Source organism: Sphaerisporangium sp. NPDC049002 (genome assembly GCF_040649355.1).
Taxonomy (GTDB): Bacteria; Actinomycetota; Actinomycetes; order Streptosporangiales; family Streptosporangiaceae; genus Sphaerisporangium.
In genome coordinates this window covers 1-20,114 of record NZ_JBEZFH010000090.1, presented here as the reverse complement: position 1 = coordinate 20,114, position 20,114 = coordinate 1, and the positions used below count along the sequence as shown (strand labels likewise).

The window sequence follows — 20,114 nt, the reverse complement described above, 5'->3', positions numbered from 1 at the left end:
GGCTGGTGACCGAAATGACCGAAACAATGCCCGGCTGGCTTGATCCTGGGGAGCTGGAGTCGGCGCGTTCCCGGATGCCGATCCTCTACGTCGACGCCGTGCCGGTGCGCGTCGACGACACCGGAGCGGTGACGCATGTCGGCCTGCTGCTGCGCATCGGAGCGGACGGGACGGTCAGCCGTGCTCTGGTGTCCGGCCGCGTGCTGTACCAGGAGCGGGTCCGTGACGCGCTCATGCGCCACCTGGAGAAGGATCTCGGCCCGGTGGCGCTGCCTCGCGTCCCGATCTCTCCGCAGCCGTTCACCGTCGCCGAGTACTTCCCGGAGCCGGGCGTCACGCCGTACCACGATCCCCGGCAGCACGCGGTGTCCCTCGCCTACGTGGTGCCGGTCGCGGGAGACTGCCGCCCCCGGCAGGACGCCCTCGACCTCGTCTGGTTCACGCCGCAGGAGGCCGCGTCACCGCAGGTGCTGCAGGAGATGATCGGCGGGCAGGACGTCCTGCTGAAGCAGGCCCTCGCGCACGTCGGCCGCCTGCCCTGAAAGACGCTGGTGAAAAGGGATTCCCCAGGTCGGCGACCTGGGGAATCGGGGGTGGGCGATACTGGGATTGAACCAGTGGCCTCTACCGTGTCAAGGTAGCGCTCTCCCACTGAGCTAATCGCCCTTGCTTGATCGTCACGCAGAGGTGGAGACGGGATTTGAACCCGTGTACGCGGCTTTGCAGGCCGCTGCCTCGCCTCTCGGCCACTCCACCAGGGCGAGGCCTCTGAGTGGAGACCTCTCCGAGCGGACGACGGGATTCGAACCCGCGACCCTCACCTTGGCAAGGTGATGCTCTACCAGCTGAGCCACGTCCGCGTGCCTTCCGCGGGGCGGTTTCCCACCCGCGGCGACGTCACGGAACTCTAGCGGGTTTTCCGCGCCTGTGCCTAACCGGCGGCCGATCCGCGGAAGTTGCGGGCCACGCTGCGCTCGACGGCCGGGAGGGTCAGGAAGATCTCCAGGATCCGGGTGAGCCGGTGGACCTCGATGCGGTGGAAGGGCGGCCCGTCGGCCCTGGCCAGCAGGAACGTGAGCGCGAGCGGCGGCAGGGGCGCCGCGACGATGTGAAGGCCGGAGGGCAGGGTGTGCGCCTCGGGCCGGGGCGGCGTGATGGAGGGGAACGGCACGTCGTCCGGCGCACGCCAGCTGGAGTGGACGACGGTCCTCGGGGTCCTCTCGGTGGCGGCGGCGGCCCAGTCGGCGCTGAACAGCACGGGCATGGAGTCGATCAGCGTGGCCAGGGCCCGGTCTCCGGCCGTGGTGATGTACTTGAGGATCTCCAGCTCGGGATAGGTGCCCGGGGCCTCACGGGTGCCCCACACCCCTTCGACGATGATGTCGGGAACGCTTTCGAGCCCCTGGACGAGTGTGTCGCGGGGGGCCGAGTCGGGCCAGTAGACCGTGAGGTCGTCCACGGCCCGGCCCTCGCCGCGCTCCAGGACGACGAGCTGGATGATGTCGGCACCCGCGATCCCGAGGACGCGTGTCACCTGGCCCAGGGTTCCCGGGCGGTCGGACAGTGAGATACGCAGTCTCAGGAGCATCCAGCGGCCTCCGGTGTCACGTGCGACGGCACCTGCCCCCCAATCTATCCGTCCGTGCTCCCTCCGGTCCAAGCGGCAGGGGGCCGGACCAGGCGATTCACCACTCCTCCTTCGAGGTGGGGTACAAATGGGCAGGTGAAGATAGGTGCGATCGAGGTCTGGCCCCCGGTGGTCCTCGCGCCGATGGCGGGAGTGACCAACGCCCCGTTCCGCGCGCTCTGCCGCGAGCAGGGCGGTGGCCTGTACGTCTCCGAGATGATCACGACTAGGGCCCTGGTCGAGCGCAACCCCAAGACGTTCGCGATGATCCGTTTCGAGCCGGGGGAGCGGCCCAGGAGCATCCAGCTCTACGGCGTCGACCCCGCCATCGTGGGCAGGGCCGTCCGGATCATCGCCGAGGAGGGCCTGGCCGACCACGTCGACCTCAACTTCGGCTGCCCGGTGCCCAAGGTCACCAGGCGGGGCGGCGGGTCGGCGCTGCCGTACAAGCGCGACCTGCTCCGGCGCATCCTGCGCGAGGCCGTGGCGAACGCGGGCACGCTCCCGGTCACGATGAAGATGCGCAAGGGCATCGACGACGATCACCTGACCTACCTCGACGCGGGCCGCATCGCCGTCGAGGAGGGCCTGAGCGCCATCGCCCTGCACGGCCGCACGGCGGTGCAGCACTACGGCGGCACGGCCGACTGGGAGGCGATCGCCCGCCTGAAGGACGCGGTCCCCGAGATCCCCGTGCTGGGCAACGGCGACATCTGGAGCGCCGGCGACGCGCTGCGCATGATGGAGCGCACCGGCTGTGACGGGGTCGTGGTGGGCCGGGGGTGCCTCGGCCGTCCCTGGCTCTTCCGCGACCTCGACAGCGCCTTCGAGGGCGGGCAGGAGCGCGTACGGCCGACGCTGGGCGAGGTGGCCGCGACCATGAGGCGGCACGCCGGGCTGCTCGTGGAGTTCTACGGCAGCGAGACCCACGGCGTCCTGGACTTCCGCAAGCACATCGGCTGGTATCTCAAGGGCTTCACCGTCGGCGCGGAACCGCGCCGCGAGCTCGCCACCGCCTGCTCACTGGCCGAGCTGGGCGAGCGCCTGGCCCTGCTGCCAGGTGACCAGCCGTGGCCCGGGGACGCCGCCGACGGGCCGCGCGGCAAGTCCAACGCCCGCGAGCGGGTCCACCTGCCCGCCGGCTGGCTCGACGACCCCTGGGACGTCGCCGTCCCCGGCGACGCCGAGCTCGACTCCTCGGGCGGCTGAGCCCTCACCTGGGCAGGGGTCAGAGGCGGTCGACGCCGATGACGTGGACCACGGCGCGGCCCTCCTCGTCGGAGGCGGCGAGGTCGACCTGGGCGCTGATGCCCCAGTCGTGGTCCTCCGCCGGGTCGTGGAGCACCTGCCGGACCCGCCAGAGCTCCTTCTCCTCCTCGATGAGCAGCAGGGCGGGACCGCGCGCGTCCGGGCCGGTGCGGATCTCGTCGTGCTCCTCGAAGTACGCGTCGAGCGCGCTCTCCCAGTCGATGTCGGCCAGCTCGCGCAGCTCGTCGTACCGCTCCAGCGCAGCCAGCTCGACCATGCGGAACATGGCGTTGCGCACCAGGACCCGGAAGGCCCGCCGGTTGCCGGTGACCGGCCTGGTGTTCTCCTCCAGGCTGGGCCGCTCCAGCTCGTCGGCGGGGTTCTGCAACTGCTCCCACTCGTCCAGCAGGCTGGAGTCGACCTGGCGCACCAGCTCGCCGAGCCACTCGATGAGATCCTGAAGGTCCTCGGTCTTCATGTGGTCGGGCACCGTGCGGCTCAGCGTGCGGTAGGCGTCGGCGAGGTAGCGCAGCACCGTGCCCTCGGACCTCGCCAGCTCGTAGAACTGCACGTACTCGGTGAACGTCATCGCACGCTCGTACATCTCGCGCACGACCGACTTGGGACTGACGGCGTAGTCGCCCACCCACGGGTGCCCGCGCCTGTAGGTCTCGTACGCGCCGAACAGCAGCTCCTGGAGCGGCATGGGATAGGTGATCTCGGTGAGGAGCTCCATGCGCTCCTCGTACTCGATGCCGTCGGCCTTCATCTGCGCCACGGCCTCGCCGCGCGCCTTGTTCAGCTGGGAGTGCAGGATCTGGCGGGGGTCGTCGAGCGTCGACTCGACGATCGAGACGATGTCCAGCGGGTAGGTCACCGACTCGGCGTCCAGCAGGTCGAAGGCCGCCAGGGCGAACGTCGACAGCGCCTGGTTGAGCGCGAAGTCCTGCTGGAGGTCGACGGTGAGGCGCGCCATGCGGCCGTACTCGTCGGGCTCGCTCAGCTTCTCGACGACCCCGCCGGCCAGCAGCGAGCGGTAGATCGCGATCGCGTGGCTGATGTGCCGGCGCTGGGCCCTGCGCTCGTCGTGGTTGTCGGTGAGCAGGCTCTTCATCGCCGCGAAGCAGTCGCCGGGGCGGTTGATGACGGCCAGGAGCATGGCGTTGCTGACCTTGAACCGCGAGCTCAGCGGCTCGGGCTCGGCCTTCTGGAGGCGCTCGAAGGTCTCCTCGCCCCAGCTCACGAAGCCCTCGGGGGCCTTCTTGCGCACGACCCTGCGCCGCTTCTTGGGGTCGTCCCCGGCCTTGGCCAGGGCCTTCTCGTTCTCCACGACGTGGTCGGGGGCCTGGCAGACGACGTAGCCGAGGGTGTCGAAGCCGGCCCGGCCCGCGCGCCCGGCGATCTGGTGGAACTCCCGGGCGCGCAGCAGGCGCACCCGGTTGCCGTCGTACTTGCTGAGCGCGGTGAACAGCACCGTGCGGATCGGCACGTTGACGCCGACGCCGAGGGTGTCGGTGCCGCAGATCACCTTCAGGAGCCCGGCCTGGGCGAGGCGCTCCACGAGCCGCCGGTACTTCGGCAGCATCCCCGCGTGGTGGACGCCGATGCCGTGCCGTACGAGCCGGGACAGCGCCCGTCCGAACTTGGTCGTGAAGCGGAAACCGCCGATGAGGGAGGCGATCGCCTCCTTCTCGGCCTTGGTCGACATGTTCACGCTCATCAGGGCCTGGGCCCGCTCCATGGCCGACGCCTGCGTGAAGTGGACCACGTAGACCGGCGCCGACTGGGTGGAGAGGAGCTCCTCCAGCGTCTCGTGCAGCGGGGTCGTGCGGTAGCTGTAGAAGAGCGGGACCGGGCGCGTCGCCGAGCGCACCACCGCCGTCTCGCGCCCCGTGCGCCGCGTCAGGTCGGTCTCGAACCGCGTCATGTCGCCGAGCGTCGCCGACATCAGGACGAACTGCACCTGCGGCAGCTCCAGCAGCGGCACCTGCCAGGCCCAGCCCCGGTCGGGCTCGGCGTAGAAGTGGAACTCGTCCATCACGACCTGGCCGATGTCGGCGTCCTTGCCGTCGCGCAGGGCGATGTTGGCGAGGATCTCCGCCGTGCAGCAGATGATGGGCGCCGAGGCGTTGACGGCGGCGTCGCCGGTCATCATGCCGACGTTCTCGGTGCCGAAGACGGCGCACAGGTCGAAGAACTTCTCCGACACCAGGGCCTTGATGGGCGCGGTGTAGAAGGTGCGCTCGCCGGCGGCCAGCGCGGCGAAGTGGGCGCCCGCCGCGACCAGGCTCTTGCCGGACCCCGTCGGCGTGGAAAGGATCACGTTGTTGCCGGAGAGGATCTCGATGAGCGCCTCCTCCTGCGCGGGGTACAGCGTGAGCCCGCGCTGGGAGTTCCATTCCGCGAAGGCCTCGAAGAGGGCGTCGGGGCCGGTGTCCTGGGGAAGGTGCTCGAGGAGGGTCACACCGTCAATACTGCCGAAAGCCGCGCCATGGTCGGTCCAAGATTCTCCACGGCCCGGTTACGCGACCCCCCGGAAAGCTTCCTCACCCCGGCGTGGCGGAGCCCTCGATCACGAGCGGGCCGCCGGAGGCCCGGAGATCGTCGCCTGGTGAATCTTGTGAACCCCGGTGCCGGCTCCCGCGTCTTCCTGCGGGAGCCGGACAGGCTCCGGGGGAGAGGGAGTGGCGATGCGTGGATCGAAGGCGGCCGTGGTCCTGGCGGCGGCGGGAGTGCTCGTTCTCCCCGTGCCCGCCGAGGCGCGCACGGCGGCGCGGGCGGGTACGGCCGTGAAGGCGCGGGAGGCGGTGCCGGCCCCGGCGAGCGTCGCGAAGAGGCTGTTCAAGGCCTGGCTGAAGGGCGACAGGACCGCGGCGGCCGCCGTGGCGAGCCCCGCGGCGGTGAAGACGCTGTTCGCGTACGCCTACCGGGCGCCTGACCGGTTCGACGGCTGCGCCGGCACCACGTGCCGGTTCGTCCACACCAGCGTCCGCGTGCCCGGCGCGCTGAACGGCATCCGGATGATCGTCTCGGGCGGCACGGTCGCCAAGGTGTACGAGTCACGGCACCTCACCACCGCCGACAGGGCCGCGAAGTACCTGTACGGCGCGTGGAAGGCGGGGGACAGGAACCGGGGCTGGGAGATCGCCTCCACGGGCGCGGTGAAGACGCTGTTCCGCACCAGGTTCGGCGGGCCCGGCTACGTCTTCCAGGGCTGCGACCCCGAAAAGGGAGGGAAGTCCTGCGCCTACTCCTACGAGGGCGGCGCCATGTTCATGCACACCCGTGGCAGCGCGGCGCGCGGCTACGAGGTGCGCTCGATCTCCTACATCGCCGACTGACCGCCTTCCCAGGACTTCCCGGTCACCGTCGGGCCTTGGGCGTCCTCGCCCGGACGGGAGCCCTCGGGCGGGCGGACGCATGGGACGATTGGGGGATGCGTGATCTAGCGGTCGAGTGGTCGGTGCTCGCGGGCGGGTCCCCGGCGGCTCTGGCCGTCGGGGCGGAGCTGATCGCCCGTTGGGCTGAGCCGCACCGGCGCTATCACACGCTCGACCACCTGCGGGGCGTGCTCACGGCGATCGAGCCGATCGCGGTGCTCGCCGCCGACCCCGTGGCGGTGCGGCTGGCCGCCTGGTTCCACGACGCGGTGTACGACGGCAGGCCCGGCCGCGACGAGGAGCGCAGCGCCCAGCTCGCGCAGTCCCGCCTTCCCCGCCTCCTGCCGCTGCCGGGAGCGCCTTCCGGGCCGGCGCGGTCTCCACGGCCTTCAGGGAGTGGCGCCGCGCTGGTCGGTGAGGTGGCCAGGCTCGTACGGCTGACGGCCACCCACGACCCGGCGCCCGGCGACCGCGACGGCGAAGTGCTGTGCGACGCCGACCTCGCCGTGCTCGCCGGGCCCGGGTACGACGCCTATGCCCGCGCCGTGCGGGAGGAGTACCGGCACGTGCCCGACGAGGCCTTCCGGGCCGGCCGCTCACAGGTGCTGGAGAGCCTCCTCGCGATGCCCACGCTTTACCGCACGCCGATGGCACGCGACCTGTGGGAGTCCGCGGCCCGCGCGAACGTACGGGCCGAGCTGGCTGATCTCGCCTTCACCGGGGGACGAGCGGGCCACGCGGCCCTGGCCGGTCCGCCGGATCGATGAGGACGGTCACACGGGGACGATAGTGACCTTCCCATCGGGAGCGACGCTCCAGCCCGGGTTGAAGCAGACCTCCCACCGGAACCCGGCGGGGTCGGCGAAGTATCCATGGAACCCGCCGAAGTCGGCTCTCTGCGGCTCCTTCAGGATCGTCGCCCCTGCCCTTCTCGCCTGCTCCATCACCGCTCTCACCTCCTCCTCGTCGTCCACGTTGAGCGCGAGGGTGAAGGGGGCGGCGCGGCCCGCGGTCTCACCGGAGCCGACGTCGGCGTCCAGGTCGGCCGCCCCGAAGAGCCCCAGCAGCAGCCCGTGGCCGACCTGCAGGAAGATGATCTCTCCGGGCACTTCCAGGGCGGGCTCCCAGCCGAGGCCGTCGAGGTAGAAGGTCCTGACACTGCCGAGGTCGGGCACCCCGAGCGTGATGAGGTCGAGTCTCTGACGCATGCCCCCACTCTGGCACCGGCCCGGCCTGAGCTCTTGTACGTTTCGGACGTGCCCGGCGCCCAGGGGGGAAGGCTCGCGGTCCGAGGCCCGCGTACGCCTCGCGCGGCGTTCGTGCCGGCCCTCACAGGCCGAGGTCGTCGAGCTCCTTCATCAGGGCGGCCCGGGAGGGATCGCCGCTGGTGGCGGGCGGCCTCTCCAGGCCCTTGGCGGGGAAGCCGCCCACGGCCCCGGCGGCGGGGGCGCCCTGCGTGGCCGCCGCGGCGCGCGGACGCCGGTCGCGGAACAGCCAGCCGCCGAGGATGCCGCCGACGAAGCCGAACAGGTGCCCCTGCCAGCTGAACTCGTCGCTCGGCAGCAGCCCGGTGAACTGGTAGGCGAAGCACAGCGCCATGACCAGGCCCACGACGATGTCTATGCGGTGCCGGTCGAAGATCCCGCGTACCAGGATGTAGCCGAAGTAGCCGAAGACCACGCCGCTCGCACCCGCCGTGACGGTGAGGGGGCTTGCGACGAACCACACGCCGAGGCCGCTCGCCACGGCGATCAGCGCGGTGACGCCGAGGAACTTCATCACCCCCCGGTAGGCCGCGAGGAAGCCGAAGACGAACAGCGGCCCGGAGTTGCCCTCGATGTGCGCCCAGCTCCAGTGCAGGAAGGGCGCCGAGACGATGTCGGGCAGCCGCGACGGCTCGCGGGCGGCGATGCCGAAGGACTGGCTGAGGGAGTAGCCGGTGGCCCAGTTGGCGATCTGCACGAGCCAGATGAAGGCGAGGAACCCCACCATGACCCAGAACGCCTTCTGGGCCTCGGCGACCATGATCTCGGCCTTCCGGTTTTCGGTGCCCACCCCTGCCTCCCTGACGGCGCGCACGCGCGCCGGAGTCCCTGCCGGCCGGACGGCCCGGACATCGCTTCCGCAGGTATCTTCGCAAACTTCGCGCCAAGAGGGCCACCGGCCGCCGGAGACGGGGAGGCCGGCCGTACGGGGGAGCGTGGCGCGCCAGGGCTGACCGCTGCCAGGCCTGGCGCGCGAGCGTGATCAGCGTCCGTCGGTGTCGCTCAGCTCCCGGCGCGTTCGAGGATCACGACCGGGATCTCGCGGTCGGTCTTGGTCTGGTACTCGTCGTACTGGGGCCAGGTGGCCGTCATCAGCCGCCAGACCTCGGGCTTCTCCTGCGGCGTCGCCGTGCGGGCACGGGCGCGGAACCTGTCGCCCTCGACCTGGACCTCGACGTCCGGGTTCGCCTCAAGATTGCGGTACCAGTCGGGTGACTTCGGGTCGCCGCCCTTGGACGCCACGATGACGTAGTCGTCACCGTGCTTCTGGTAGATCAGTGGGTTCGTGTGCTTCTGCCCGCTGTTGCGCCCCGTGGTGGTCAGCAACAGGACGGTCGTGCCGTTCCAGTCGTGACCCTCCTGGCCGTCGGTCGCGCGATATCTGTCCACGTGCTCTTTGCCGTAAAGCATCGGTTCACCCTCCGAATCGACGTGTGCTCCGGGTGGCCTACCCCAACGCGCCCAGCTAATCCGGCTCCCGGGCCACGCCGTCGGCGAACCGGCCGCGGGGCGGGACGGGCGCGACCGGGTAGGGCTCCTTGTACGAAGGCGAACTGCGGGGGGTGGTCAGATGACCCGGTGTCTGGTGACCGGCGCGACCGGCTACATCGCCGGGAGGCTGGTGCCCGAGTTGCTGGACGCCGGTCATGCCGTGCGGTGCATGGTCAGATCGGCCGACCGCCTGCGCGGTCAGACGTGGAGCGACCGGGTGGAGGTCGCCGTGGCGGACGCGACCCGGGAGCGGGAGACGCGTGCGGCGCTCGAAGGGGTCGACGTCGCCTACTACCTGATCCACACCATGGCCGCCGGCCGCGACTTCGCCGAGCGTGACCGGCGGGCCGCCTCGACGTTCGCCGAGGCGGCCAGGGACGCCGGGGTGCGCCGCATCGTCTACCTCGGCGGCCTGACCCCCGCGGAGCGGCCCTCGCCCCACATGAGCTCGCGTGCGGAGGTGGAGCGGATCCTCCTCGGCTCCGGGGTGCCGACGGTGGCGTTCAGGGCGTCGGTGATCATCGGATCGGGGTCGGTCTCCTTCGAGATGCTGCGGTACCTCACCGAGCGGCTCCCGGTCATGACGACGCCACGCTGGGTGCGCACGCGCACCCAGCCCATCGCGATCAGGGACGTGCTCCGCTACCTCGTGAGGGCGGTGGACCTCCCGGAGGGGACGAGCCGGGGATTCGACATCGGCGGGCCCGACGTCCTGACCTACGCCGAGATGATGCAGGGCTACGCCGCCGTGGCCGGGCTGCCTCCCCGCCTCATCATCCCCGTGCCGCTGCTCACGCCCAGCCTGTCCAGCCACTGGGTGGGCCTGGTCACGCCCGTCCCGGCCGGGGTGGCACGGCCGCTGGTGGAGTCGCTGCGCAACGAGGCGGTCTGCCGGGAGCATGACATCGCCCGGTACATCCAGGATCCTCCCCAGGGGCTGATCGGGTTCCGCGAGGCGGTGCGGCTGGCCCTGCTGCGCATCAAGGAGGCCGACGTGGCCACGCGCTGGTCGTCGGCCTCGACGCCCGGCGCGCCGAGCGACCCGCTGCCCACCGACCCCGACTGGGCGGGCGGGAGCCTGTACGTCGACGAGCGCAGCGAGGTGGTCGACGCTCCACCGGAGGCGCTCTGGCGGGTGATCGAGAGCATCGGGGGCGACACCGGGTGGTACTCCCTCCCGCTCGCCTGGCGGATCCGGGGCCTGTTCGACCGCGCGGTCGGCGGGGTCGGGCTGCGCAGGGGCAGGCGCGACCCCTACAGGCTCCGGGTCGGCGACGCGCTCGACTTCTGGCGGGTGGAGGAGATCGAGCCGGGCCACCTGCTCCGGCTGCGCGCCGAGATGCGGCTGCCCGGGCTCGCCTGGCTGGAGATGACCTGCGCGCGGCAGGACGGCAGGACCCTGTACGGCCAGCGGGCGATCTTCCATCCGCGAGGCCTGCTCGGCCACCTGTACTGGTGGGGCGTCTATCCCTTCCACGGGTTCATCTTCGGCGGGATGCCCGGCAACGTCGCGAGGGCGGCCGTGGCCGAGGCCGGGCGACCTCCGCGTCCAGGGGTGAAAGTTTCACCCTGAAAAGGCGTGTAACGCCTGGTCAGACGGTGGCGAGTACGGGTTCCCCTCACGGCCGCTGTCGCGGGGGCGTGAGCCCGTCCTAATGTCACGAGGGAATGGGAGCGCTCCCACCACCTCATCCCCCGGAGTCAAGATGAAACGTCGAGCACTGCGAGCCCTGACGGCCGTCCTCGCCGCCGTGGGCTCGATCCTCCTTTTGGTGGTGGTCACCGGCCCGGCCAGGGCGGACACCGTGATCTGCGAGAAGTACGGGGCGACCACCATCGCGGGCGGCAAGTACGCGGTCATCAACAACAACTGGGGCGACGACACCCAGCAGTGCATCAACGTCACCTCGACCGGGTTCACCGTCACCCAGGCGAGCCACAACAAGCCGCAGAACGGCGCCCCGGGCTCCTATCCCGCGGTCTACGCCGGATGCCACTACGCGAACTGCACCACCGGGAGCGGGCTGCCGCTGCGCGTGTCGGACAGCAGGTTCGCCGGCATCCAGACCAGCGTCAGCATGACCTACCCGTCGTCGGCGGGCGTGTACGACGCGTCGTACGACATCTGGTTCGACCCGACGGCCCGCACCGACGGGCAGAACACCGGCGCCGAGCTGATGGTCTGGCTCAACCACACCGGGTCGGTCCAGCCGGTCGGCTCCCGGGTCGCCACCGTGAACCTCGCGGGCGGCACGTGGGACGTGTGGTACGGCAACAGCGGCTGGAACGTCGTCTCGTACGTGCGCACCTCGCCGACCAGCTCGATCAGCTTCCCCGTCAGCGCGTTCTACAACGACATGCTGAGCCGGGGGTACGCCCAGAGCTCGTGGTACGTCACCAGCGTGCAGGCCGGGTTCGAGCCCTGGGTCGGCGGCACCGGCCTCGCCGTGAACAGCTTCTCGTACAGCATCGGCGGCTCAGGCGGCGGGGACACGACCGCTCCCAGCGCTCCCTCGAACCTGACGGCCTCCAACGTCACCTCCAGCGGCGTGAGCCTGTCGTGGAGCCCATCCACCGACAACGTGGGCGTGACCGGGTACGACGTCTACCGGGGCAGCACGGTGGTCGGCACGGCGAGCGGCACGTCCTACAACGCCACAGGGCTCTCGGCCTCGACGTCGTACTCCTTCTCGGTACGGGCCCGCGACGCCGCCGGCAACACCTCGCCTGCCTCCAACACCGTCACGGTGACCACCTCCGGGGGCGGCGGAGGCGGCGGGGCCTGCAAGGTCGCGTACGTCAAGAACGAGTGGGCGGGTGGGTTCACGGCCAACGTGACCGTCACCAACACCGGCACGAGCGCGGTGAACGGATGGACCCTCGCCTTCTCGTTCCCGGGCGACCAGAGGGTGACCAGCGCCTGGAACGCCACCGTGACGCAGAGCGGCGCCGCCGTGACCGCCAAGAACGTCGCGCACAACGGGTCGATCCCGCCCGGGGGCAACACCTCGTTCGGCTTCCAGGGCACCTGGGCCGCGAGCGACGCCTCGCCGACCGCGTACACGCTCAACGGATCGGCCTGCACGCTGGGCTGACGCCATCGGCCTTGGGGGCCGGGTACGGCATCGGCCTGGGGGCCGGGTACGGCATCGCCGTACCCGGCCCTTCTTGTATTCCCCCTGATTAGGGACACGGACCTTAGGGACACGGACCGTCACCGCTTTCCGGTATCCATCCCTTTCTTGCTTACCTGGTGTATCGGTTCGCGTGGCAGGTAAACCGATTAGCGGATCTGGGCGTCTGCGGCGCTTGCGCTGGTGAAAGCAGTGCAAATTAACGAGTCTTGGGCAATGTGGTGCGCATGGTGACCTTTTAATATAACCTCGGCAATCCAGCGGGGAACGGCCGGAATCCGAGGGAAAAGCGTGGCGCTGTCGTGGGTGGACCTGCCGATAGGTCGCGTGGTGCGACTTTCAGGGCTGAATGCCGACACCACTGCATTGTCGGCCGAACCGCCCCCTGACGGCGCGCCGGCGATTCTCACGTACTTCCCGGACGCGGCACGTTCCGTGGCCGAAATGGTCTCCACGGCCCTGCGCGAACTCGAGAAGGCCGCCGTCGAACTGTTCCCGTCCTGGCTCCCGGGCGCGGAGGCCATCGACGGCCCGGGCGGCGCGGGGGTGCGCGCCGCACGTGCCCTCGCCATGCGAATGGCCTCCACCAGCCACCACTTCGGCCCGTTCCTCGCCGACCTGGCCGAACTGTCCTTGAGGGGCACGCCGCTCGGAGCCACCCGTTCCGGTCCTCAGGCCACCCGGTTCGGTGCCGAGGTGCGGGCCTCCGGTCTCGCGCGGGTGCTCGCGTCCAGCTTCGGCCGGCGTGAGGCCGCGATCCTCATGCAGGTCCCCGAGGACCTCACGCCTTTCGAGGAAGAGGTGCTCGTCGCCGGGTGCGAGTGGCTGGCCGACCGGGGCGGCTTCGGCGTCTGGCTGACCGGCCCGCCGCTGGCCGCCGTCGACCGCGTGGGGGCGATGACCCTACGCGTGCCCGGTGAGGTGGACGGCCTCGGCCGGGAGGCGCCGCCGCTGCCGGAGGGTGGCGGTCCGCTCAGGTACCCGGCCGTCGCGGGAATGCCGCATCCGGCCAGCAAGGCGGAGCGGGCCCTTGAGGCGGCGCTCGCGTCGTGCTCGTGGGCGCGCGGACGGGCCTGGAACCAGACCTACCAGTCACACGCCCTCGCCAACCCCATCCGGGTCGACCTGCTGTGGCAGGAGGAGCGGTGCGTGGTCGAGATCGACGGCCATGAGCATCGCGCCTCGCTCAAGTTCGAGACGGACCGGAACCGCGACGTGCAACTCCAGCTCGACGGCTACGCCGTCCTGCGCTTCACGAATAACCAGGTCTTAACCGACACAGAAGCCGTCGTCGGCCAGCTGAGGCGTTTCCTCCACGGCCGCCGCTCCCCAACATTCGAAGGATCAGGACATGTCTGAAGAAAAATTAAAGCCGTCCGAAACCGCCGCCTTGCTGGTACTGATGTGCGAGGCAGGAGAGGTCTCGAATCTGGATCTCAGCGAGCGCTACGGCCTGACGATTACCGGCAAGACCCGTCTCAAGCTGAACGACCTGAAGCTGGTCGAAAGCTGGAAGCAGGGTCGGACGTTCTTTCACGTACTGACCGACGCTGGCTGGGCGCGTTTGAGTGAAGAGCTTCGCGGCGGCATCGTCAGGACTACAGGTTCGGCCGGTTCTGCACTTTACGCGCTGCTGGTCGGCCTGCAGGCATTCATGGATCGCACCGACCGCAGGCTCGCCGACATCTTCGCGTCGTCGAGCGAATCCTCGTCGCTCGACGATTCGCCCCCGGCGGCCTTCCCTGTGCCGTCCGGCCGGCCTTCACCCGATTCGGCCGTCGAGGCGCGTATCCGTGCCGCCTACACCCAGCTGGCCGAGAAGCCGGGCACCTGGATCGGGCTCACCGAGATCCGTGCGCTCATCTCCGACTTGCCGAGAGCAGCCGTCGATCAAACGCTCAGGTTGATGAACCGGATGCCCGACGTGACTCTCATCCCCGAGTCCAACCAGAAGACCCTGACCCAGGAGGACCGCGAGGCGGCGGTGACCATCGGCGATCAGGCGAAGCACGCGCTCTGGATTGGGGCATGATGACGGGCGACGAGCGGCGTGCCCTGGAGGCGCTCAGATTCAACTGGGTCGAGGGTCCGGGTGACGTGTGGCATCCCTCGGAATTCCATGTCGACGGCCTGCACCGCAGCACAGTGCAGGCGATTCTCGACGGATTGGCGGAGGCCGGCGACAGCGTACACGCGAGCCCCATCGGAGTGGCCGTCCAGGGGGGACGCGGAACCGGCAAGACGCACCTGCTCGGCTGGGTGAGGGAGAAGGTGCAGCAGGAAGGCGGCTACTTCTTCCTGGTGGGCCTGCTTGACGCCAAGGACTTCTGGGAAAGCGTCGTGGTCTCGGTGCAGGACAGCCTGGCGCGCGAGGTCGACGGTGAGAGCCAGCTCAGGATGTTTCTGCGGCGCCTGTCCTCGCTGGTGGGCGTGCAACGGCTTTCCCGGCGGGAGTTGATCGGGAAGGCGCCGCTTTCGAGAGAGGCCTTGGACGCCTTCGTGGACGCGTTGCGCCGCTTCGACCCGCGCGTGGGCGGTGACGTCCAAGACACCGCTCGCGCACTGGTCCTGTGTGCCTCCGAAGACTGGCGGGCGCAGGATGTCGGACTCACGTACCTGTCTTCGAACTCCGAAGAGGAACCGGGTGAGCGCGCCAAATGGGGAATGCGGCAGACCCGCAAAACGCCGCAGGAGATCGTCCGGGACATTTCCCGGCTCCTCGCCTTCACCGGGCCGTCCGTGATCGCCGTCGACCAGATCGACGTCCTCATCGCGCAGGCGTCCATCAACAGCAGGAACAGGGAGACAGCCCAAGGCTGGCGCGAGGCGCTTGTTATCGAGCAGGTCGCCGGGGGCCTGATGGCCCTGCGGGAGTACACCCACCGCACGCTCATCATGGTCTCGTGCATCCCGCCGACCTGGATCTTCATCAAGGAGATCGCGACCGACACGGTCCAGGACCGGTTCCGGGAGACGGTGCCGCTCATGGCGATCCCCGATGCCAAGATCGGCCACGACCTGATTGAGAAGAGGTTCACCGCGCGGTTCCGTAAGATCGGTTTCCGCCCTCCCTATCCAACCTGGCCGGTGAAACCGTCCGCGTTCGATGAAGCCCCCGACTTCAACCCGCGGGAACTCCTCAAAAAGATCGACAGCCACATCCAGAGCTGCCTGCTGAGTGGTGTGGTCAAAGAGCTGGAGTGCCTGGCCGACCCGATCGTGACGGGTGACGAAATCCCTCTCCCGGACGGACCGGTGTCACCTCTGCCCGATTTGTCCGCACTGGACCTCCGATTCGCGGAACTGGTGAAGAACGCGGACGGCAAGCTGGCCCTCGACTTCACGACCGAGGACGCCGAGATGCCGAAACTCCTGTCCGCGGGGCTCGCCGCCTGGATCGCCGGGCAGGGCGAGGGCGGCAGGGAGTTCGACCAGGATGCGGCGCCCAGTGCGAAGCCCTCTCTGCACGCGCGACTCCGCCGCAGCCTGAGTGAGCACAACGAAGACGAGGCGCACTGGTCCTTTCGCGGGATCGCGGCTCCCAACGCGATAGCCGCGCTCAATCGGCTGCGCACCGCCTGTGTGGCGGCCGGACTGGACGCCGAGGTGCCGCAACGACGGCTGTTCGTCCTGCGAAATGACGATTGGTCTCCCGGTGTTCGCACGCAGGAGGCTGTCGCGGCGTTCGAGAAGGCCGGTGGTAGGGCCCTTCCCGTCGGGGAGGACGATCTGAGGAGACTCGCGGCGCTGCGGGATCTACTGGCTGAGAATCCCCCGAACCTGCATGCCTGGCTCGTGGAGCGAAAGCCTGCCAACAAGATCCTTCTGTTCAAAGAGGCCCTGGGCGAGAACGGGGACGTTGCGTCCGGACGTCCCGAGGACGTCGCCTGGCTCACGGGCTTGTCCATGCCATCGGGGGAGGCCGGGCACCCGACGACAGTGGCCGCGAACGGGGCCTCCGGCTCGACATCTGCCGAAGAACCGGCGGGTGGGGCATGGAGCGTTCCCACGGGGAGCGTTCAGGAGGCATCGGCGCCGGCACCGCCCCCGGCGAAGAAGACGGTCATGGGATGGGCGCCGTCCATCACGATCGGCACGACGATCACGGGCGGCAGGGCCGTCAACGTGGAGTTGGAGGCGCTTCGCAAGCACACCGCGATCTTCGCCGGATCGGGGTCGGGCAAGACCGTGCTGATCCGGCGTCTGGTCGAGGAGTGCGCGCTCCAGGGGGTCTCGTCCATCGTGCTCGATCCCAACAACGACCTCGCTCGTCTTGGGGACGGTTGGCCGGAAGAGCCGCCGCTTTGGGGCATGGGCGACGCGGGGAAGGCGAAGGAGTACCTGGCGAACACCGACGTCGTGGTCTGGACACCGCTGCGCGACGCGGGGCGTCCGCTCAGCTTCCAGCCGTTGCCCGACTTCAGCGGCGTGTCAGATGATCCCGACGAGTTCCGCGAGGCCGTGGACGCCGCCGTCGCGTCCATCGCTCCCCGCGCCAAGCTCGTGGGCAACACCAACAAAGTCCACCAGGGACTGGCAGTGCTCCGCGAGACGCTGCGGTACTACGGACACCGGGGCCCGACAAGTCTTCGGGGCCTCATCGACGTCCTGGCCGCGCTGCCGGAGGGGGTGAGCGAGCTTCTCCACGCGGAGAAGCTCGCGGCCGACATCGCGCAGAACCTCACTGCGGCGATGGTGAATGATCCGCTGTTCGGCGGTGCCGGTGCGCCCATGGACCCGGGGATCCTGTTGACCCCGCCCGAGGGGAAGCGGGCCCGCGTTTCGGTGATCAGTCTCGTCGGACTGCCGTCAGACGACCAGCGGCAGAGCTTCGTCAACCAGTTGCAGATGGCGCTGTTCGCCTGGATCAAGAAGCATCCGTCCGGGGACCGCCCGCTGGGGGGTCTGTTCGTCATGGACGAGGCGCAGACGTTCGCCCCGTCCGGTGCGATGACCGCCTGCACGCACAGCACGCTGGCTCTGGCATCCCAGGCTCGGAAGTACGGGCTCGGGCTGGTGTTCGCGACGCAGGCTCCGAGAGGGCTGCACAACCGGATTCCGGGGAACTCCGCGACCCAGTTCTTCGGCCTGCTGAACAGCCCGACGCAGATCGACGCCGCCAGGGAGATGGCCCAGGCCAAGGGCAGCCACATCACCGACATCGGCCGGCTCAGCACCGGGCAGTTCTACGCGGCCATCGAGGGGGCGAGGTTCGAGAAGACGCAGGCTCCTCTGTGCCTGAGCCACCATCCCAAGAGTCCGCTAACCACGGAGGAGGTCATCGAAAGGGCCAGGAGGTCCATGGAGGGCGGGCCCGCGTGACACCGGTCCTGGGCGCGGCCATCGGTGAGGCCGGGGGCCGGTTCTGCTCGGCCCGCCGCGTCCGTACCGTCTGGCCGGGGAGATCGACGCGGTGAGTAATCCTGTATGGCCTCATGAGGCCATACAGGATTACGGAGACCCACCGCGGGACCGGATCAGCTGCAGCCACCACAGACAGGGCGGCAATTGCAGTCAAAGCAGCACTTCCGCTTTTTGCCCGACGCGCAGGGGCCCGGTTCGTCGTAACACAGACCTCTTTCCACGCAGCACGCGCCGGCCCCCGCCTTGGGCACGAATGCCGTCAGCATACGGTCCGCCATCTTCCCGAGCATCTTCATATTCTCACCCCCTCTTCAGTTCCATGAAGCAACCATAGGAGGGGTGGATACATTCGCATTTGACGTGTGATACATCATCGTGCCCGGCCGGATCATGCCCGCCAGCCGAGAACGATTCGCATCACCAGAATGACGCGAAGCGCCTCGGGACCGGGGGGCCGGGCCACTGACGGCGACCGGCGCGGGGACGGATCACCAGAGGCGGTTCACCGCCGTCCCCGGTCTCACCCGGCGATGACGAAATCACCATCTCCGGCTGCCCAGGAGGTGGGCCAGCAGCCTGTCCAGAGGCCTCGGCACGCGATCGAGATCGAGTGCCGCGACGAGCGGGCCGGCGTAGCGGATCTTGCGGCCACCGCCCGAACCCATGAACCGGCGCAACTGGTCGTGAGTGGTGCTCCCGCGCCAGGCGGGTTGCTTCTGGAGCGTGCGAAACGAGCTGAGCTCGCCCTCGGCATCGACAACGCGCTCGACCGTGGCGGTGCCGAGGGCGCGGATCAGCTCGTCTTCCAGGTCGGCGACGCACACGAAGAATCCGAGCGCCTCCAGGTCGCTTCTGCCGAGACCGGATCCAAGGCCGGCGCGCTCGAGAACCCTCCGGAAGGCGCCTTCCTCCCCGGCGTCGCACAGACCGGCCAGCCGGAGATCGCGACCGGCAGGGCCGAACCTGCCGATATGCGTCCCGATATTCGTGGCACCGCCCATGGCCACAACGGAGATGCCTTCGGCCGCCAGGTCCCGGCCACGGCGCTCGGCCAGCGCTTCGATGGCGGACTTGTCACTGGCTCCCTCGACCAGGACCACGGTTCGCGTGTCGCTCACGAGCCCAGCCTCGCACCGAACCTGGGAGAGATTCATCCCCTTTTGCGCGTTGGAAGGTCACCGGCCGCCGCTCGCGACGGACAACGCGGCGACTCGCTGCCGTATTGGTCATTACGTAGACGTATATGTCACTCCTGCGGGAGACTGGCCGGGTTGATCACCGGTTGGGTGGGGGCGCGGGCAGGTGGCGTGATGACGCGTTCCCGCTCCTGACGTACGACGGGGGCGCCCCCATGAGCCCGAGCCTCATGACCGGGACGGATCCGGGGCCGTTCCTGCTCCGGCGGAGCACCCGCGACCTGCCACAGGCGGTCGAGACGCTCGGCAAGGCGCTGCCCGCTCGCGACCTGAAGGCCGTGCTCGCCCAGGCAAACCGCACCGCCACCCGCAAGGGGAGCACGACGGCGTTCGGCTCGATGTCGCCGCGACCGGCGGACTGGTACTGCTTCGAGTCCGGCGACAACGACACCACCGACTGGTACCCGCAGGGCGTGGCCGCCAGCTCGGAGGCGGGCCACGCGGACGTCCAGGCGTTCGCCGTCACCTGGTACTGGAAGCCGGACGGCGCGGCGACCGAGCGCGGCGTGCGGGTCTCGTTCCTCAGCGCGAAGACGCTGAAGTACCGGCACGTGCTGCTCGTCGAGCCCAAGGGCACCTCGTACGGCCCGATCAACATCCACGCGGGCGGAATCGCGTGGTACGGGAACCTGATCTACGTGGTAGACACCTCGCGGGGGCTGCGGGTGTTCGACACCCGGCACATCTACGAGGTCGGCGGCGACGACGACAAGATCGGCCTGAAGGGCGGGAAGTACCACGCCTTCGGGTACCGCTACGTGATGCCGCAGGTGGACGCCTGGAGCACCGCCGGGGCGGCCCGGTACTCCTTCGCCGCCGTCGACAGGAGCCTCACCCCGCACATGCTCGTCTCGGGAGAGTACGTGGACCCGGCGGACGAACCCGGCAGGACCGGGCGCGTGGCGCGCTGGCCGCTCGCCTCGGACGGCACGCTCGTCGCCGGGGCCGACGGCCTGGCGAACGCGGCGGACGCCTTCACGCTTCCGGCGGCCAAGATCCAGGGCGGGCTCTCGTACAAGGGCCGCTGGTATCTCAGCCAGGCGGCCTCCTCCACGAAGAACGGCTCGCTGCTGGTCGTCCCCGCCGGGCAGCCCGCCCAGGTGAAGAAGTTCCCTGTCGGCCCGGAGGATCTCACCTGCTGGACCGAGAAGAACCAGCTGTGGAGCGTGACCGAGTTCAAGGGCCGCCGGGTGGTGTTCGCGGTTCCCGTGTGAGGGGTTCCCGTGTGAGAGGCGCCGGCCGCTTGCGGCGACCCCTGATCCGGGAGGCGGCGTACGGCCTGCCGGCGGCCCGGCGGGGCGCTTGAAGCCCTTGCACGCCCTTGCATCGGTAGGCGTCAAGCGGTTGTCAATGAACGTGCAGGTGGAGGCCGATATCACTGAGTGTGTAAGAACCCCCGGGGCCGAGCG

Annotated in this window: 16 protein-coding genes and 3 tRNA genes; 10 read left to right on the top strand and 9 right to left on the bottom strand. The window is 69.6% G+C overall.

Annotated elements, in window-relative coordinates; genetic code table 11:
• Positions 1-14 precede the first annotated feature (14 nt).
• Positions 15-542: an NUDIX hydrolase family protein gene (locus AB0B89_RS19165; protein WP_358554179.1), complete on the top strand. Its 528-nt coding sequence runs from the start codon at positions 15-17 to the stop codon at positions 540-542.
• A gap of 52 nt (positions 543-594) precedes the next feature.
• On the opposite strand, the gene AB0B89_RS19160 is transcribed toward AB0B89_RS19165, so the two are convergent.
• The 4 genes from AB0B89_RS19160 to AB0B89_RS19145 form a co-directional block, all read right to left on the bottom strand.
• Positions 595-666, bottom strand: a tRNA-Val gene (locus AB0B89_RS19160).
• Between the two features lie 19 nt (positions 667-685).
• Positions 686-756 (bottom strand) — tRNA-Cys (locus AB0B89_RS19155).
• A 31-nt stretch (positions 757-787) separates the two neighbouring features.
• Positions 788-860, bottom strand: a tRNA-Gly gene (locus tag AB0B89_RS19150).
• A 71-nt stretch (positions 861-931) separates the two neighbouring features.
• Positions 932-1,534 carry an amino acid-binding protein gene (locus tag AB0B89_RS19145; protein WP_358554176.1) on the bottom strand — a complete coding sequence of 201 codons (603 nt, stop codon included), beginning with the start codon at positions 1,532-1,534 and terminating at the stop codon, positions 932-934.
• Positions 1,535-1,723: 189 nt separating this feature from the next.
• On the opposite strand from AB0B89_RS19145, the gene dusB reads away from it, so the two are divergent.
• Positions 1,724-2,836 (top strand): tRNA dihydrouridine synthase DusB, encoded by a 1,113-nt coding sequence (dusB, locus tag AB0B89_RS19140; protein ID WP_358554173.1) that lies wholly within the window; start codon positions 1,724-1,726, stop codon positions 2,834-2,836.
• Between the two features lie 19 nt (positions 2,837-2,855).
• Here the strand turns inward: dusB and AB0B89_RS19135 are convergent, their stop codons facing one another.
• Positions 2,856-5,348, bottom strand: coding sequence for a DUF3516 domain-containing protein (locus AB0B89_RS19135; protein WP_358554194.1), 2,493 nt, complete (start codon positions 5,346-5,348; stop codon positions 2,856-2,858).
• A gap of 217 nt (positions 5,349-5,565) precedes the next feature.
• Between AB0B89_RS19135 and AB0B89_RS19130 the strand changes: the two genes are divergently transcribed.
• Together AB0B89_RS19130 and AB0B89_RS19125 are read left to right on the top strand one after the other, a co-directional pair.
• Positions 5,566-6,216: a hypothetical protein gene (locus AB0B89_RS19130; RefSeq protein WP_358554170.1), complete on the top strand. Its 651-nt coding sequence runs from the start codon at positions 5,566-5,568 to the stop codon at positions 6,214-6,216.
• Between the two features lie 95 nt (positions 6,217-6,311).
• Complete coding sequence (locus tag AB0B89_RS19125) at positions 6,312-7,022, top strand: metal-dependent phosphohydrolase (protein ID WP_358554167.1); 711 nt, start codon at positions 6,312-6,314, stop codon at positions 7,020-7,022.
• A gap of 6 nt (positions 7,023-7,028) precedes the next feature.
• On the opposite strand, the gene AB0B89_RS19120 is transcribed toward AB0B89_RS19125, so the two are convergent.
• From AB0B89_RS19120 to AB0B89_RS19110, 3 genes are all read right to left on the bottom strand, one after another.
• A complete protein-coding gene (locus tag AB0B89_RS19120) occupies positions 7,029-7,463 on the bottom strand; it encodes a VOC family protein (protein WP_358554164.1) in 435 nt (144 codons plus the stop codon).
• A gap of 121 nt (positions 7,464-7,584) precedes the next feature.
• Positions 7,585-8,310 (bottom strand): rhomboid family intramembrane serine protease, encoded by a 726-nt coding sequence (locus tag AB0B89_RS19115; protein WP_358554162.1) that lies wholly within the window; start codon positions 8,308-8,310, stop codon positions 7,585-7,587.
• Between the two features lie 212 nt (positions 8,311-8,522).
• On the bottom strand, positions 8,523-8,930 hold the full coding sequence (locus AB0B89_RS19110; protein WP_358554159.1) for a nitroreductase family deazaflavin-dependent oxidoreductase: 408 nt from the start codon (positions 8,928-8,930) through the stop codon (positions 8,523-8,525).
• Positions 8,931-9,090: 160 nt separating this feature from the next.
• On the opposite strand from AB0B89_RS19110, the gene AB0B89_RS19105 reads away from it, so the two are divergent.
• The 5 genes from AB0B89_RS19105 (at position 9,091) to AB0B89_RS19085 (ending at position 17,467) form a co-directional block, all read left to right on the top strand.
• Positions 9,091-10,584 carry an SDR family oxidoreductase gene (locus AB0B89_RS19105; protein WP_358554156.1) on the top strand — a complete coding sequence of 498 codons (1,494 nt, stop codon included), beginning with the start codon at positions 9,091-9,093 and terminating at the stop codon, positions 10,582-10,584.
• A gap of 133 nt (positions 10,585-10,717) precedes the next feature.
• Complete coding sequence (locus AB0B89_RS19100; RefSeq protein WP_358554154.1) at positions 10,718-12,106, top strand: cellulose binding domain-containing protein; 1,389 nt, start codon at positions 10,718-10,720, stop codon at positions 12,104-12,106.
• A gap of 483 nt (positions 12,107-12,589) precedes the next feature.
• Positions 12,590-13,504 carry a DUF559 domain-containing protein gene (locus AB0B89_RS19095; protein ID WP_358554151.1) on the top strand — a complete coding sequence of 305 codons (915 nt, stop codon included), beginning with the start codon at positions 12,590-12,592 and terminating at the stop codon, positions 13,502-13,504.
• The gene (locus AB0B89_RS19090) at positions 13,497-14,177 is read left to right on the top strand and encodes a hypothetical protein (RefSeq protein ID WP_358554148.1); all 681 of its coding nucleotides are present in this window, start codon (positions 13,497-13,499) and stop codon (positions 14,175-14,177) included. The genes AB0B89_RS19095 and AB0B89_RS19090 overlap by 8 nt, the downstream gene beginning before the upstream one ends.
• A complete protein-coding gene (locus tag AB0B89_RS19085) occupies positions 14,174-17,467 on the top strand; it encodes an ATP-binding protein (protein ID WP_358554145.1) in 3,294 nt (1,097 codons plus the stop codon). Before AB0B89_RS19090 ends, AB0B89_RS19085 begins: the two co-directional genes overlap by 4 nt.
• A 581-nt stretch (positions 17,468-18,048) precedes the next feature.
• On the opposite strand, the gene AB0B89_RS19080 is transcribed toward AB0B89_RS19085, so the two are convergent.
• Positions 18,049-18,627: a TOPRIM nucleotidyl transferase/hydrolase domain-containing protein gene (locus AB0B89_RS19080; RefSeq protein WP_358554142.1), complete on the bottom strand. Its 579-nt coding sequence runs from the start codon at positions 18,625-18,627 to the stop codon at positions 18,049-18,051.
• Positions 18,628-18,860: 233 nt separating this feature from the next.
• Between AB0B89_RS19080 and AB0B89_RS19075 the strand changes: the two genes are divergently transcribed.
• Entirely contained in the window at positions 18,861-19,919 is a 1,059-nt protein-coding gene (locus tag AB0B89_RS19075) for a hypothetical protein (protein ID WP_358554139.1), read from the top strand.
• The last annotated feature ends 195 nt before the right edge of the window (positions 19,920-20,114 follow it).

Coding starts and splice junctions, on each gene's coding strand:
- AB0B89_RS19165 (WP_358554179.1), top strand. CDS start 15: ATGACCGAAACAATGCCCGGCTGGCTTGATCCTGGGGAGCTGGAGTCG.
- AB0B89_RS19130 (WP_358554170.1), top strand. CDS start 5,566: ATGCGTGGATCGAAGGCGGCCGTGGTCCTGGCGGCGGCGGGAGTGCTC.
- AB0B89_RS19125 (WP_358554167.1), top strand. CDS start 6,312: ATGCGTGATCTAGCGGTCGAGTGGTCGGTGCTCGCGGGCGGGTCCCCG.
- AB0B89_RS19120 (WP_358554164.1), bottom strand. CDS start 7,463: ATGCGTCAGAGACTCGACCTCATCACGCTCGGGGTGCCCGACCTCGGC.
- AB0B89_RS19110 (WP_358554159.1), bottom strand. CDS start 8,930: ATGCTTTACGGCAAAGAGCACGTGGACAGATATCGCGCGACCGACGGC.
- AB0B89_RS19105 (WP_358554156.1), top strand. CDS start 9,091: ATGACCCGGTGTCTGGTGACCGGCGCGACCGGCTACATCGCCGGGAGG.
- AB0B89_RS19100 (WP_358554154.1), top strand. CDS start 10,718: ATGAAACGTCGAGCACTGCGAGCCCTGACGGCCGTCCTCGCCGCCGTG.
- AB0B89_RS19095 (WP_358554151.1), top strand. CDS start 12,590: ATGGTCTCCACGGCCCTGCGCGAACTCGAGAAGGCCGCCGTCGAACTG.
- AB0B89_RS19090 (WP_358554148.1), top strand. CDS start 13,497: ATGTCTGAAGAAAAATTAAAGCCGTCCGAAACCGCCGCCTTGCTGGTA.
- AB0B89_RS19085 (WP_358554145.1), top strand. CDS start 14,174: ATGATGACGGGCGACGAGCGGCGTGCCCTGGAGGCGCTCAGATTCAAC.
- AB0B89_RS19075 (WP_358554139.1), top strand. CDS start 18,861: ATGAGCCCGAGCCTCATGACCGGGACGGATCCGGGGCCGTTCCTGCTC.